This window comes from Pantoea sp. WEP, from assembly GCF_041678305.1.
Taxonomy (GTDB): Bacteria; Pseudomonadota; Gammaproteobacteria; order Enterobacterales; family Enterobacteriaceae; genus Pantoea; species Pantoea dispersa.
Genome location: NZ_JBGNXB010000001.1, coordinates 3,985,961 through 4,000,866 on the forward strand (window position 1 = coordinate 3,985,961; position 14,906 = coordinate 4,000,866).

At 60.7% G+C, this 14,906-nt stretch carries 9 protein-coding genes and 1 pseudogene; all 10 read right to left on the reverse strand.

The genetic code is table 11. The annotated features are described in order from the left end of the window. Positions 1-165 precede the first annotated feature (165 nt). The gene (locus tag ABVR31_RS18575; protein WP_031279620.1) at positions 166-1,170 is read right to left on the reverse strand and encodes a glycosyl hydrolase family 8; all 1,005 of its coding nucleotides are present in this window, start codon (positions 1,168-1,170) and stop codon (positions 166-168) included. Between the two features lie 9 nt (positions 1,171-1,179). Then, positions 1,180-1,626 carry a cellulose biosynthesis protein BcsD gene (bcsD, locus tag ABVR31_RS18580; protein WP_058758083.1) on the reverse strand — a complete coding sequence of 149 codons (447 nt, stop codon included), beginning with the start codon at positions 1,624-1,626 and terminating at the stop codon, positions 1,180-1,182. After that, positions 1,626-5,429, reverse strand: a complete 3,804-nt coding sequence (locus ABVR31_RS18585) for a cellulose synthase subunit BcsC-related outer membrane protein (RefSeq protein WP_372773793.1) — start codon at positions 5,427-5,429, stop codon at positions 1,626-1,628. Before ABVR31_RS18585 ends, bcsD begins: the two co-directional genes overlap by 1 nt. An 11-nt stretch (positions 5,430-5,440) precedes the next feature. Further along, complete coding sequence (gene bcsB / locus ABVR31_RS18590; RefSeq protein WP_058758081.1) at positions 5,441-7,942, reverse strand: cellulose biosynthesis cyclic di-GMP-binding regulatory protein BcsB; 2,502 nt, start codon at positions 7,940-7,942, stop codon at positions 5,441-5,443. After that, positions 7,939-10,044, reverse strand: a complete 2,106-nt coding sequence (gene bcsA / locus ABVR31_RS18595) for a UDP-forming cellulose synthase catalytic subunit (RefSeq protein WP_021507015.1) — start codon at positions 10,042-10,044, stop codon at positions 7,939-7,941. Before bcsA ends, bcsB begins: the two co-directional genes overlap by 4 nt. 61 nt (positions 10,045-10,105) lie before the next feature. Beyond that, positions 10,106-10,906: a cellulose biosynthesis protein BcsQ gene (bcsQ, locus tag ABVR31_RS18600; RefSeq protein WP_031279622.1), complete on the reverse strand. Its 801-nt coding sequence runs from the start codon at positions 10,904-10,906 to the stop codon at positions 10,106-10,108. Then, positions 10,897-11,529 (reverse strand): cellulose biosynthesis protein BcsO, encoded by a 633-nt coding sequence (gene bcsO / locus ABVR31_RS18605; protein WP_372773796.1) that lies wholly within the window; start codon positions 11,527-11,529, stop codon positions 10,897-10,899. Before bcsO ends, bcsQ begins: the two co-directional genes overlap by 10 nt. A 474-nt stretch (positions 11,530-12,003) precedes the next feature. Then, positions 12,004-13,014 (reverse strand): dipeptide ABC transporter ATP-binding subunit DppF, encoded by a 1,011-nt coding sequence (gene dppF / locus ABVR31_RS18610; RefSeq protein ID WP_021507018.1) that lies wholly within the window; start codon positions 13,012-13,014, stop codon positions 12,004-12,006. Beyond that, positions 13,004-13,991: pseudogene (dppD, locus tag ABVR31_RS18615) on the reverse strand (dipeptide ABC transporter ATP-binding protein). The gene dppF and the pseudogene dppD overlap by 11 nt, the downstream one beginning before the upstream one ends. Positions 13,992-14,003: 12 nt before the next feature. Then, positions 14,004-14,906, reverse strand: a complete 903-nt coding sequence (dppC, locus tag ABVR31_RS18620) for a dipeptide ABC transporter permease DppC (RefSeq protein ID WP_021507020.1) — start codon at positions 14,904-14,906, stop codon at positions 14,004-14,006.

Genomic DNA, 14,906 nt, shown 5'->3' on the forward strand with positions numbered 1-14,906 from the left:
TTTATTTTGATCGGGCGCAATAGCTGCGCGGTCAGTACAGGAATGAAATGAAATACAGACAGGTCTGGAATCGAGTGAAACGCTGGAACAGCGGTTTGAAGCCAGGCGGGCGGGCCTGATGGTGATCGGCTGGACGGAAGGTTAATCCCGTCCGGCACAGAGAGGCTATCGCTTCTCCTGATAAGCCAGCCAGGTCAGCAGTTGCAGGCTGGCGGAGAAATAGTTTTGCTCCGGCGCTAAGCGGTCGCTGAGGTAGCCGGTTTGGTTGAGCGTCAGGTCGCGCACCGCGGTCAGGCCACCTTCCATATTGTAAGGTGCCGGGGTGTTGGCCAGCACATCAAACCACGCTGGCGTGGTGTCGCGCGCGTAGCCCTGCCAGACGCGCTGGAAGGGCACCAGCCGCAGGCTTTGCGGATCGTACCACCAGATATTCAGCGGAATACGAATCGCGTCATAGCTGAAGCGGTTGGAATAGCCGACCGCCGGCGCGACGGAGCCATCGGCGTTCAGCGCCACCCAGTCCAGCGGCAGGCCGGTTTTGCCAAACTGCATGTCGCCCAGCAGCGCAAGGCCATCATCAATCAGCGTGTTCCACACGCGCAGATGGCTGTGCTGCGCAAACTCCTGCCATGCGGCGAACAGGAAATAGGAAGGGTTAAGCACCACATAGCTGGTTTTATTGAAGCCCTGCGCGCCCGGCAGCATGACCTTGCGGCCGGCGTAGTCGATCACCGTTAGCTTGATGACCGCGCGCTGAATGCGATCCGACGCCTGCTGATAATCACCGCCCCACTTCTGTGCCGCGCGCTGCAGCGCCCAGGCGATCAGCACATCCCCGTCCGAGGCATCATTCTTATCGGCGATGGGATCGGCTGCGCCCGGCGTATAGCGCCAGTAGAACAGGTCATTCTGCGGATTGCGCAGATGGGTACGCGTCCACTGCCACAGCAAATCAAAGGTGGCGCGATCGTTATACGCCACCGCCAGCAGCATGCCGTAGCCCTGACCTTCGGTGTGGCTGACGTTGTTGTTGGCCGTATCGCTGATGCGGCCGTCGCTGCTCATAAAGCGGCTTTTGTAACTGCTCCAGCCATCGGCGGCCGCCTGAGCACTGAAAAATATCACCATGAAACACAGCATCCACTGACGCCAGAACCGCATCACTCTCATCACAGCTTCCTATTGGTATCGATAATGCAGCGTGCCGCCGTCGATTTTTTCCAGCGTCAGCGGTACCGCCGCGCTACCACCCTGCGCACGTAGCCACTGCGCGTACACGCCGGCCAGCACTGCGCTCAGCGCCAGCTGCCAGCGTTCTGCATCAAGCTGGCTGTCGCCCTGCGGCAGGGCATGGTGCTCAAGCATAATCGCGTTCTGCTGCGGCTGCAGCTGAACAAAGCCCCAGTTAAAGCGCGCCAGCTGAAGATTAATTTCGCGCTCCAGATCCTGCACGGTGCGCGCCTCCGGCAAAGGATAGCGCGTTGCCAGCAATTCGCCCACGCCGTTGAGGAAGGCTTCCGCCTCCGCGCCAGCGTTATCCAGCATGCTCTCAATCATCACGCTGACCAGATCAAACCAGCCCGGCTGATACGGATGGCTGATGCGTGCGCCCGGTTGCTCACTCATTAGTTGTCTCCAAACAGATAACGGAAGTACAGATTGGCTGTGCTTTCGTTGTAATCGCCAAAGGTGTCATAGCCGAGCTGGCCGCCGATGGTGACATCTTTATTAATCTTATAATCGGCACCGGCGTGCAGGTTATAGCCAATGCCGTTTTTGCTCTCACCGCTATAGTAGGCGCTTTTGACAAAGCCCTGATCGGCGAGGCTTTGCAGCTGGGACTGCAGCGACGGATCGTTGGGGAAATACGCGCTCTTGTCCTGGCTGTACGACTGATAGCCGACCGAACCGCCAACGTTGACTTTCAGGTCATCAAACTTGCGGCTGAAGTCGACAGGGAACGACACCGCGGCATAATTCTGCGGACTGAAATAGCCGCCCTGACCGTAGCTGAAGTAACTCAGGTTTTTGGAGAAATCCATCCACGACAGGCTCATGCCGACCTTTAGCTCGCGGTCGTCGTAGTGGAAAGGCCGCACGTAAGCGCCAGCCGTGGCCTGCACGCTGTTGTTGCTCGCCACGTTCTCGCCCAGATAGCTGTAAGCACCGCCGCCGACGTAGAAACCCGCGTCGCCGTTATCGAAGCTCAGCATGGCGTTGCCGCCGTTTTTGGTGACGCGCCCCCAGCGCTTGCCGCTGGTCTTGTCCTCTACGCCAACGTACGACAGCAGACTGTCGGTCATGGCGCGGCGTTCACCGGTGAGGATCAGCGTCAGGAAATCGGTCAGCTTCGGTGACCACTGCACGCCGCCCACCAGCGTACTGAGATCCTGGCCGAGCGGCGTGCTGCCGAGATCGATCTTATAGCTGTCGCCCTTCAGCGCCATATTCAGTTCCACGCCGGTGGCCTTTTGCGAATCGGTCGACGAAGACGGCGTGTCGTCTATTTTGGCCGCGCCGGATGCCACCACATTGCCCTGCACCAGCGCGTTGCTGCCGAAGCGACGCCACGCATCACCGGCCGCACTGCCAGCGGTGAGCGACACCGGCGTCATCGTAAAGTCGAAGCGCGACTCGCCGAACGGCACGGTCGAGAAGGTCAGTGGCGCTTTGGCTTCGGTCAGCTTGCTGAGCCCCGATTCGCCGTCGCGTCCGCGCACCTGCATCTGCCCCTGTACCCAGGTGCCGGTTTTCTCCTGCAGATTGTCCATCATCTCGTCAATCTGGCGCAGCGTCTGGCTCTGCCGGACCGCCGGCGTGGTGCTCGCCAGCGTGACGTCCTGCGCGCTGCTGCTGGTCGCCGGGGCCGTTTGCCACGGCATTACCGTGCCATAGCTGGAAGGCGAACCGGACACCGGCGAGGTGCTGCGGTTGATAAACGGATTGTCCGCCAGCGCCAGACCGCCAACGGTCGGCACGCTGCCGCTCTGTGCGCCCTGCAGACCAATCAGCTGGCCGCGCGCGCTGCGCAGGTAGCTCATCGCCTGGCTGTGCTCGCCGTTAGCTTCCGCCACGCGCGCCAGCAGTAACAGGCGATCCGGCGTCTGCTCATTGCGCAGGCCGCGGGTTAAGGTGTTCGCTTTGTCGACGTCGTTCTGCGCCAGCGCCACATCAATAGCACCGGTGCGCGCATCCTGAGTGGGCGTATCCTGCGTCAGCAGATAGTCATACACCACGCCCGCTTCTTTGTTCATCTTGCCGGACTGATACAGACGCGCCATGGCAAACATCAGATCGCGGTTCTGCGGATCGTGCTGCAGCGCGCCCACCAGCTTGTCATAGGCGGCGGCGTACTGCTTCTGCTCGCGCAGGCGATCGACTTCATTGATGAGATAACCGTTGCGGATGCCGGCCAGCTGCGTGGGCGTACTGCGCGCCTGCAGCTCCGGACTGCTGAGGAAGCTCTGCGCTTCTGTCGTCAGTCCCGCCTGATTCAGTACCGCCACCTGCGCGGCGTAATCACCGGCGTTGCCCTGCACGCCGCGCTGCATGTTGCCGCGCACCACCGTCACCGCCGTGGTGAGATCGCCGGCTTTGGCCAGTTTCTGTGCCAGATTACCGGCATCGACCGGATTGGCGGGCGGCGTGGCGGCCAGCGCGCGCAGCGTATTGGCCGCTGCCGCGTCAGAGCCCTGCGCCAGATAGCGATCGGCGGTGGCCATTTGCAGATTGAAATTCACGCGCTGCGCCAGTTCGCGCATCTCGCTGTTCTTGCTGCCGTTGGGAATGCGCGCCAGCAGCTGGCTGGCCTGCTGCCAGGCACCGCTCTCGCTGGCGTTGAGCGCACCGGCATACAGCTCGCTGGTGCTGGCACCGCTGCGCAGGGTCGGCTGCATGACGTTGGCAGCCAGTAAACTATCGCCCTGCGCGCGGTAGATGCGCGCCAGATCGAGTCGCAGCCAGCCGTCGCTGGGATAGCGCTGAATGGCGCTGTTCAGCGTGGCGATGGCCGCACTGCGGTTGCCTGCCGCCAGCTCGCGTTTTGCCTGCGCACGCAGCGGATCGCTGCTGTTACCGCGCGGTGCCACGCTCTGGCGCACGCTGTCGGGCAATGATGCCAGCAGGCTGTTGGCTTCGGCGCTGCGGTTTTGCTGGCGCAGCACGTAAAACAGTCCCTCTTTGGCGCTGCGGTTATCGGCATCGCTCTGCAGAATGGCCCGGTAGGTTTGCTCCGCCTGCTGCAGCTGATTGCTGCGGCGCAGCACATCAGCGCGGAACAGCTTCGCCGATATGCCTTTTTCGCCCTCGGCCTGCGTCAGCGGCTCACTCAGCGCCAGCGCCTGCGCGCTGTCACCGTTTTTCAGCGCCTGCTGGGCATTCGCCAGCTGCGCGTAAAAGCGGGCGTCGGCCGCCTGCTGCTGACGCTGCTGGCTCTGATCGCCGCCCAGCTGTGCGGCGCGCGTCAGATAATCGGCGGCTTCGGCGTAGCGTCCGGCGCGCTGCGCCACGTAGCCCATACCGGCCAGCGCATCGGCGTCCTGCGGGTTGGCCTGCAGCACTTTTTCAAAGTTGTTCTGCGCACCGCTGACGTCGCCGCTGTTCAGCGCGCTAAAGCCCGCGCCCTTCTCCGCGCCGCCGACATTTTTGCGGTAGTAATCCACCACTGCACTGTCCTGCGGATGGCGCTGCTGCCAGGTCTGATACAGCGTGGCGTCTGACGCCTGGGGCGCCAGCCACAGCAGCGCCTGACGCAGCGAGCGATCGGCCTCTTTATTACCGTCCGCCATGCTGGCCAGCACATCAATGCCCTGGCGGCGCGTCGCTTCCTGATAGGTCAGCGCTTTGCCCAGCGCCAGCTGAGCGCCGGTATCCTGCGGATGATCAGCGGCAAACTGCCGCAGCGCCTCCACCGCCTGGGGCAGCAGCGTGCGGTCGCCGGCCATGGTCAGATAATATTCTGCCGCCACGCTCGGTGGCGGCTCGTTGCCGCTGAAGGTGTTGCGCCAGGTTTGCAGCGCGGCGGCGATGTTACCGCTGCGCGCCTGCTGACGCGCCAGCGACAGCTGCGCCTGCGGAATGCTCTGCAGCTGCCGCGCATTGTCCAGTTCCGTCAGATGCGGATCGTTAGGCGAAACCGCACTCAGGCGGGCGCGCCACTGTGCCGCATCGGCCGCGCTGCCGCTTTGCTGTGAATAGAGCGCCAGCAGATACAGCGCCTGGGTATTGTTCGGCTCCACCATCAGGATTTTTTGCAGCGAGGCTTTCGCCAGATCGTCATGCGCTTTCTGATGCCAGTAGGCCGCCTGGTCGAACAGTGCCTGTAACGCCGGATTGGTGCTCTCCGCCGCCAGCAGCGGCTGTGAGAACGTCAGCGCGCCGCCCAGCAGGAACGCCTGACGAATACCGGCACTTATCAGCTGTTTTTTCATTATTTTTATCCTTACTTCCGGCCGGAGTGGCTATCGTCTTGCGGGTGGAGACGGCGCCACGCGTGGCGCTTCAGCATCACCCAGGCCGCACTGCCGATCAGCGCCGACAGCAGCAGCGCTGCCAGCGCCATCAGTACCGAGTGCTGGTTGGCATACCACACCACCATCATGTACCACGGCATTTCACCGCTCGGGAACTGCGGCCCGACGCGGAAGCTGCGGATGCCGTTCTCATCGGTGATGATGGCGGTATCACCGCGAATGCCGGCGTTGATGCGCGCCGAATTCAAATCATCGTGCAAACGCAGCAGCTGCTGATCGCTGGTGGCGACCGTCATCACCACCAGACGATCGGCGCTCCACGGTGAGCGATAGCTGACAAAGCCGCGCCACGCTTCATTTGAGGAGAAGTAGCGATCGGCATCCAGCTGCTGGCGAGACCAGTCACCGGTCAGCCAGCCGCGCAGCTTATCGACGCTGGTCGGCTCTTTAACGCCCAGCGTGTTGCCGCTGGTCTGGTAAGCGGTGCCGGCCAGCATCTGCTGCGTGAAGGCGCTGTGCTGCATGGTGCTCACCGCCAGTACATCGCTGTGCTGCAGGCGCGTCAGATTGGTGCCGCCATTCGGCAGGCCGAACAATACCTGGTTCTGCAGCAGCGGCACGCCGGTGGCGTTACCGGCGCGCGCGGCCATGTCCAGCAGCGTGGCGATCTCGGCATCACCCGGCGCCTCCGGCAGCAGCAGCGTGGTTTGCGAAAAATCCGCCAGCCGCGAGAACGGGAACGAAGCACCGACGAAGTACGACAGGTTCGGCAGCATGGTGAAGTGGCGCGTGTGGCTCAGATCGATCCACGAATCCTCTTCGATACGGCTCTTGATGTTGTTGTTGAGCAGCACGCCGCACGGCGCATCCGCCTTTGGCTTGATGTTGAAGTAGAGCGCCAGCTGGTTGTCGCCGTAAATCAGGTATGGCTCCAGCTTCAGCGTGTACTGCTCCTGACGTGCATCGCCGCCCAGCCGGTGCCAGGCGCTCTCCAGCAGCCCGACTTTATTCACCGTCAGGTTGCGCAGGAAAGTGCCGTTCAGCGTGACGTTGAGGAACGAATTGTTTTCATCAATCCAGCTTTCGGACGGGAAACGGTAGTGCAGATTGACCGGAATCGCGTCGCCGTCCCACAGGAACAGATCCGGCGCCGCGCGGAAGTTAACCCGCAGCGCATCGTGCCAGATACCGGTGGTGGTCAGGCTCTGATCTTTACGCAGCAGCTCGCTGAGGCGCACCGGGCGGCTGGTGTTGATCCAGCGCGGTGCGTCGTACGGTTTGCGCGTGCTAATCGGCTGCGGCGGTACGTTCAGGCTGCTGGCATCGGTGGCCAGCGGCTGCGTGGTCAGGCGGTTGGCCGCCTGGCGCAGCTGGGCATCATCTGCACCGACCACCAGCAGCAGTTTGTACACCGGATTGTTAGGGTTATCGATCACCTGCAGCAGCGGACCACGGGCTGCGGGCAGCGTCACGCTGCCGATTTTGTCACCCGGGTGGCCGATCAGGATACCGTTGTGCTCGGGCAGATCGCCGCGCACCACCGGGAAACGGATGCCACGGTAATCCGACTGAATGCCGAGCCAGGAAGCCACCAGCGCGGCGGCGCTGACGCTATCCGGCGAAACGTTAGCGGCAAAACCAAAGGTCACGCTGGCGGGCGTCATGCGCTGCACATCAATAAACGGACGCGGGAAGTTGCGCAGGCTGGTGCCGATGTTGAGCTGCTGGCCTTCAAGGCTGAGCGTGGTTTTCGGCAGAATGGTGACCTGATACTGCTGCGCGCTCTCTTTTTCGCACAGCAGCTTGTCGGCATCGTTGATTTTAAAGCTGAGGTTATTACTGGAAACCACCATCGCCGCCGGAATATCCAGCTGATAGTCGCTGACATCGCTGTCGCTGGCACCCAGCGGCAGCGTGCCGAGCGGCTGGCCGTTGAGCATCAGCTGCAGCGACGTGTTGCGCGCCGCCAGCGCGGCAGAGACGCGCAGCGACAGGTTGAGCCGCGCATTAGTGATCACCTCATCGCCCGGCAGGGTAAACAGAATACCGGACTGCAGCTGGCCGCCGGTCAGGGTGATGCCGCGCGGCTGCCCCATCTGCGCCACCGAAATGGTGCTGCTCACCGGCTGGTTTAACAGCGCGCCAGCGGGCTCAGCGGCAGCCGGTGCCTCCGCAGCCACCTGCGGTATGACGATGTCAGGCGCAGCCGATGCTGCTGGCGTTGCTGACTCTGCCGACTGTGCGGGTGCTGTATTTTCCTGCACCGGCGCTGCATCGCCCGGCGTGTACGGCGCGTCGCCCGCGGCCTGCTTCAGCTGCGGATCGGCACTGCCATCCAGCCCCTGCGGCGGCGGTACGTCAGAGAGCGCGGCACTGTCCTGGGTTACCGCCGGCGTCTCTGCCCAGGCAGGGGCGAGCAGCAGCGTGGTGGTCAGCGCGCTGGCCAGCAGCGTGTACGTCAATGTTTTCATGCTGCGCTGTCCTCTTTGGCCGTTGCCTGGCCATCACGCTTGCGCGCCTCACGGCGATCTTTCCAGCTCAGCCAGAACAGCTCAAAGACGGTACGGATGATGGTGCCGAGCGACACCAGCGGATTGTCCTGCTTATATTCCGGCTGGATCCACGCATCGGCCCGCGCCAGCACCACGCGCACCAGTTCACGGCGGCGCGCCAGCGGCATCGCGCCAAAGCGCAGGCGAATGGTCTCCTCATCACCGGAGATCTTGCTCACCGGAATGGTGATGGCACCCGATTTCAGCAGCAGATCGATCTCTTCGATTTCATCGTGCTCATGCCGGTTGTCCGGCGCATCCAGCTGCGCGCCGCCCATCGACAGATCGCTGGTTTGCGTGCGCGAAGAGATGCCGCTGGCATAGTGAATCACCGCCGGGATCTGCACCTCGATACGAATGGTTTTACGCACCTGTTTGGTTTCACGCGCCACGGCAATCGCTGCCATCAGGATGATCAGGCTGAACACCGCCCAGCCGACGTTGAGCGCAATCACGTACGGGTCCACCCCGAAGTAATCATGCGCCACGGCGCGCACCACGCCGGCCACGATACCAATCGACAGCAGCGCGGCAACGATGACGTGAGGCCGCACGATGTGGAAGTCAAAGAAGCCCTGGTCCAGCAGACCGCCTTTATCCGTCACGTTGAATTTGCCGTGCTTTGGCGACAGCAGGGTCAGCAGCGTCGGAATCACCAGGTGGAAGCACATCACGGTTTCGTAGATTTCACCCCAGAAGGTGTAGCGGAATTTGCCGTTCATGCGCGAGTTGACGTACAGCGACATCACCAGATGCGGCAGTACGTAAGCGAAAATGAGTGACGCCGACGAGTGGATAATATTCAGGTTAAACAGCAGGTAAGCCAGCGGCGCAGTGAGGAACGCCACGCGCGGCAGGCCAAACTGGAAGTGCAGCATGGCGTTGAGGTAGCACAGACGCTGCTGCCACTTGAGCCCACGGCCCAGCAGCGGATTGTCGACGCGGAAAATCTGCGTCATGCCGCGCGCCCAGCGGGTACGCTGAATCACGTGCAGGCCCAGACGTTCGGTCGCCAGTCCCGCCGCCAGCGGAATTGCCAGGAACGCCGAGCCCCAGCCGAGACGCTGCATTTTCAGCGCGGTATGCGCATCCTCGGTGACGGTTTCCACCGCGAAGCCGCCAATCTGTTCCAGCGCGCTGCGGCGGATCACCGCACAGGAGCCGCAGAAGAACGTGGCGTTCCAGTTGTCGTTGCCCTGCTGCACCGGGCCGTAAAACAGCGAGCCCTCATTCGGGATGCTGCGCGCGGCGCGCAGGTTACGTTCGAACGGATCCGGCGAATAAAAGTAGTGCGGCGTCTGCAGCAGCGCCAGCTTCGGATCTTTCAGGAACGGACCGACGGTGGCCTGCAGGAACGTGCGCGTTGCCACGTGGTCGCAGTCAAACACGCAAATCAGCTCGCCTTTGGTGATTTTCATGGCGTGATTGAGGTTGCCGGCTTTGGCGTGGCGGTTATCGTCACGCGTGATATAGCCGACGCCAACGTCGGCGGCAAATACCGCGAACTCGCTGCGTTTGCCATCATCCAGCAGGTAAACTTTGATCTTATCGCGCGGGTAGTCGATACACTGCGCCGCCAGCACGGTATCCCGCACCACGTCGAGGCTTTCGTTATAGGTCGGCACGTAGACATCGACCGTCGGCCACAAGCGGGTATCATCCGGCAGCGGTTCGATGGTGCGTTTTAATGGCCAGCTGGTTTGCAGGAAGCCGAGAATTAAGATCAGCCAGACGTACAGCTCGGCCAGATATAAGCCGATACCGAGAATCGCTTCAATCTCGGAATTAAACTGCAGCGTTTCCGTGGTGCGCCACCAGATATATCGGGTCGACATCAGCGCGGAAAGAAAAACCATCACAATGGTTATTTTACGGCTTTTACTGAAGCCCAGTAAAAACATCATGCCAATACTGATCAAACCAAAAATATACTGTTTCTGGCTGTCCATAGGCGTGATGACGATTACCGCAGCGACCGGTGCAAGCACCAGCAGCAGCAGGTAAAACCCGAGTTTACTCATGATTCACCCTGAAAAAGCTGTGTTGTTATTATTTGAACCAGGCCGCTGGCGGCCGGGCTTGTTAATAATGACTGCGGATCGGTGCCTGAACTTCGCCGTTGCCTACGTTGATATTCAGGATATTCGCTACCCGTTTTGCCACCAGTTCAATATCAAACGCCGCTGCCGAAGCCGGGCTGAAATCATAGATTGACTGCTGCGAGGCATTGGCCTCAGCCACGCTTTCATCGCGGTGCACCACGCCGAGTAAATTATCGCCCAGCCGCTGCTGCATAAATGCGGTCACTTCACGGCTGATATTCCGGCGATTATCACTTTGGTTGAGCACGAAATAATGACCGTGCTGATTATTTAATGGCTGGCCAATCATGCGATGGTTTTCAATTTGCGGCAGCAGCGCCACCGAGGCGGTATCCGCCAGCATCACCACTAAATGCATATCGGCCAGCGCCTGCATGGCTTTCAGCGCCGGACCGGGTCCCGGCGGAAAATCTGCAATAATCACCAGACCCGGATAATTCAGAACGGTATCCAGGCCGCGTTTTAAGAAATGGGCATCGTGCGCCAGGTTGTGTTCGAAGCGCTCACGCTGCGCTTCAGTCACTTCACCGTAAGGCATGACAAAGATGTTGCTGCCGGTGGTAAGGATCGACTGACTCCAGTCAGCCTGCTCTTCCGAGCGCGCCACAAAGCCGCGGCTGTCGTGCAGCGGTACGCCAAAATGCAGGCGCAGCGCATTTTGTACGTCAAAATCGATCGCCAGCACTTTGCTGCCGGCACGCGCCAGACTCCAGGCCAGGTTGGCCGCCATGGTGGTTTTTCCTACTCCCCCTTTTGGCGAGCACACACAAACTAATGGCATAGCGCGATCTTCTCCAGTAACGGTTTGAGCAGTGTTTCTTTAGATAAATGAACCGGTTCCGCCGCACGCGAGCGGAACAGTGCGCCAAAGCGCGAGGGCGTAGCAGGCTCCGGCTGCATCACGGCGGGCGCAGTGGCCGGTGCTGCGGCAGCAGGGGCGACCGCCTGTTCAGCGACCGGCGCGCTGACCGGCGGCGGTGGGAACAGTGAAGTGGCCGCCTGACGCGCTACGTGCGTGGCTGCCGGTGCCAGCGACGACACGGGCGCGGCAGTGGGCGCGCTGCTTGCTGGCGGGAATAACGCGCTGCGCGGTGTTTCTGTGTCGGGTGCCGGCGCGCTGGCGGCGAGGCTCTGCAGCAGCGATGCCTTTTCACTGCGGGCGACGGGCGCCGGATTGAGAGCCTGCGGCGGCGCGACAAACTCATCGCCGCGAATCGGCTGCGGCTGCGGCAGATCGACGCGCTGGCCGCTACCCAGCTCCGGCTCATCATCCGTCGCCAGCTGACGGATGATCGCCCACTGGCTGTGATCGGCTTCCAGCGATTGCCCGGACATATCCTTAAAAGCAATGTCCAGCGTTTGCGTTTTTTCCTGGAAACGCTGCAGATCGTCGTAGTTCTTCATGATCAGAGCCTGTTAAAGCGGAGGGGTAATTTCCGCGAATATAACACACACGTTAAGACACGGTGAGAGAATTCTGATTATTAAAACCGCAGATTCGACAAAAGAGTTTTATCTGAAAGATTGAAAATATGCAGATGCAAAAAGCATGCACTGATTAATTGAGCAGGATTAATAAAAATCGATTAACGGAAATAGCAGCCGGAAGATAATTAGGGTAATTAACTGATAGTAAACAACATATCATTGAGATGTGCAGTTATCTCTGGCCGTGACGGCGCTCACACAATGCGGCACGGATTCAGAATTTGCCTTAACCTTTTCGCTGTGGTTCAGGACCAGTGTTTTAAAGATTCAGTCGCGTAATACATTTCTGCCATCGCAGGCGATTAAGACACGTCAGGTTAATTTTACTCATGTATCAGGCCACCAATAACAAAGGCTCCCGCAGGAGCCTTTCGCACTGGCTGGCCGTAATTACGGCGTCGCCACCGGCTGATTCTCATCCTGGTCGACGGCGAAGCAGGCGATTTGCTGCTCACCATACTGCTTCAGTTTCGGCTGCAGTTGCACGCAGGTACCGAAACGACGGCGGCAGCGTGCGTTGAAAGCGCAGCCCGGCGGCGGATTCAGCGGGCTCGGCAGCTCACCGGTCAGTTTGATGCGCTCGCGGCGTTCGTCCGGATTGAGGCGTGGCGTGGCTGACAGCAGCGCCTGGGTATACGGATGGCGCGGGTTGCTGAAGATCGCCTCTTTGCTGCCCTTCTCCACACAGCGTCCGAGGTACATCACCATGACTTCGTCGGCGATGTGCTCCACCACCGACAGGTCATGCGAGATGAACACATAGGACAGGCCGAGATCCTGCTGTAAATCCATCATCAGGTTGAGCACCTGAGCGCGCACCGAGACGTCGAGCGCCGAGACCGGCTCATCGGCAATCAGCACGTCGGGATCGAGCATCAGGCCGCGCGCAATAGCGATACGCTGGCGCTGACCGCCGGAGAACATGTGCGGATAGCGATCGTAGTGCTCGGTTTTCAGGCCCACTTTGGCCATCATCTCCAGCGTTTTTTCCCGCCGTTCCGCTTTGCTCAGCGCGGTATTGATCACCAGCGGCTCTTCCAGAATCTGGCTGATTTTCTTACGCGGATTGAGCGAGCCATACGGGTTCTGGAACACAATCTGGATTTTCTGCCGGCGCAGCTTTTGCGCCTGCGGATCGTGTTTCAGCAGATCCTGCCCGTGCCAGTACAACTCGCCGGCGGTCGGCGTTTCAATCATCGTCAGCAGGCGACCCAGCGTGGATTTACCGCAGCCGGATTCGCCCACCACCGCCAGCGTTTTGCCACGCTCGAGGTTAAAGGAGACGCCGTCCAGCGCCTTCACCAGGCGCTCCTGGCCGAACAGGCCCTTTTTCACCGGATAGTGTTTTTTCAGGTCAATCGCCTGCAGCAGGTAATCCTGCTTCGTGTTATCAAGACTCATAAGTCGGTCTCCCGGCATCATCCAGTGGGAAGTGACATTTGGACTGGCGGCCCGGAATATCGCGCAGCTCAGGTTCTTCAGTACGGCAGCGGTCGGTCACGTACGGGCAGCGCGGATTGAGCAGACAGCCGTTAGGGCGGTCATACTTGCCCGGCACCACGCCCGGCAGCGACGCCAGCCGCGCTTTGTCGGCGGCAAACTCCGGCAGCGCACGCAGCAGCGCCTGCGTATACGGGTGACGCGGCGCTTTAAAGATATCCACCGCTTTGCCGCTCTCCACCACCTGACCGGCGTACATCACGATGATGTGCTGCGCCGCTTCGGCCACCAGCGCCAGATCGTGCGTGATCAGGATCAGCGCCATGTTCTCCTGCTTCTGTAACTCCAGCAGCAGTTCGATGATTTGCGCCTGAATAGTTACGTCGAGCGCCGTGGTTGGCTCATCGGCAATCAGCAGCTTCGGCTTACAGGCAATGGCCATGGCGATCATCACGCGCTGGCTCATGCCGCCAGACAGCTGATGCGGATAGACATCAAGTCGCGACGCCGGATCGGGAATGCCCACCTGCTCCAGCAGGTCGATGGCACGCTGACGCCGTGTGCGCTTGCTGCCGCCCTGATGCACCTTCAGCGCTTCCATGATCTGGTAGCCCACTGTATAGCACGGGTTGAGGCTGGTCATCGGGTCCTGGAAGATCATCGCCACTTCTGCGCCCACCAGCTGGCGGCGCTCTTTTTCGGAGATGCGCTGCAGGTCGCGCTGATTGAACTCCAGCTTCTCCGCTTTCACGCGGCCGGGATAGTCAATCAGCCCCATGATCGCCAGCGAGCTGACCGATTTACCGGAGCCGGACTCGCCGACAATCCCGACGACCTGGCCCTGTTCTACCTGGTAGCTGATGCGGTCAACCGCACGGAACGGGTGCCTTTTCGTCGCCGAAATGCACCGACAGTTTTTCTACATTTAATAACGCCATCTCGGTGCCTCTTTACTGCTTGAGTTTCGGGTCGAGTGCATCACGCAAACCATCGCCCATGAGGTTAAAGGCCAGAACCGTCAGCAGGATGACCACTCCGGGGAAGGTCACGACCCACCAGGCACTCTGCGCATACTGCAACACGTCGGAGAGCATGGTGCCCCACTCCGGCGTCGGCGGCTGCGCCCCCATACCGAGAAAGCCCAACGCGGCCATATCCAGGATGGCGTTGGAGAAACCTAACGACGCCTGCACGATCAGCGGTGCCAGGCAGTTAGGCAGAATATTGATGAACATCTGGCGCAGCGTACCGGCACCGGCCACGCTGGAGGCGGTTACGTAGTCGCGATTGACTTCCACCAGCACCGCCGCGCGCGTCAGGCGAATGTAGTGCGGCAGCGCAACGAAGGTGATCGCCAGTGAGGCGTTGACAATCGACGGGCCAAAGATGGCCACCAGCACCAGCGCCAGCAGCAGGCTTGGCAGCGCCAGCATGATGTCGACGAGGCGCATGATCACTGCATCCACCACGCCGCCGAGATAACCGGCCATCAGACCGAAAATCACCCCCAGAATCAGCGACAGTACCACCACCATGCAGCCCACCAGCAGCGACAGGCGCGCACCAAACATCAGGCGCGACAGGATGTCACGGCCGACGTCATCGGTGCCCAGAATAAATTTCCAGCTGCCGCCTTCCTGCCACACCGGCGGGTGCAACAGCGCATCGCGGAACTGCTCAGCCGGGGCATGCGGTGCCAGCACATCGGCGAAGATGGCGATCAGCAGCATCAGAATGATGTAAACCAGGCCGATAACCGCGCCTTTGTTACGTTTAAAATAGTGCCAGAATTCCTGAATCGGGGTCATCGGCTTCGGTGCAGCGGTGACGCTTGCGGGATCAACAGCAGACAT

Excerpts from the sequence above, each read along its gene's own strand:
- dppF (WP_021507018.1), bottom strand. The coding sequence starts at position 13,014 with ATGAGTCTTGATAACACGAAGCAGGATTACCTGCTGCAGGCGATTGAC.
- bcsB (WP_058758081.1), bottom strand. The coding sequence starts at position 7,942 with ATGAAAACATTGACGTACACGCTGCTGGCCAGCGCGCTGACCACCACG.
- ABVR31_RS18585 (WP_372773793.1), bottom strand. The coding sequence starts at position 5,429 with ATGAAAAAACAGCTGATAAGTGCCGGTATTCGTCAGGCGTTCCTGCTG.
- ABVR31_RS18575 (WP_031279620.1), bottom strand. The coding sequence starts at position 1,170 with ATGAGAGTGATGCGGTTCTGGCGTCAGTGGATGCTGTGTTTCATGGTG.
- bcsD (WP_058758083.1), bottom strand. The coding sequence starts at position 1,626 with ATGAGTGAGCAACCGGGCGCACGCATCAGCCATCCGTATCAGCCGGGC.
- bcsA (WP_021507015.1), bottom strand. The coding sequence starts at position 10,044 with ATGAGTAAACTCGGGTTTTACCTGCTGCTGCTGGTGCTTGCACCGGTC.
- dppC (WP_021507020.1), bottom strand. The coding sequence starts at position 14,906 with ATGTCTGCTGTTGATCCCGCAAGCGTCACCGCTGCACCGAAGCCGATG.
- bcsQ (WP_031279622.1), bottom strand. The coding sequence starts at position 10,906 with ATGCCATTAGTTTGTGTGTGCTCGCCAAAAGGGGGAGTAGGAAAAACC.
- bcsO (WP_372773796.1), bottom strand. The coding sequence starts at position 11,529 with ATGAAGAACTACGACGATCTGCAGCGTTTCCAGGAAAAAACGCAAACG.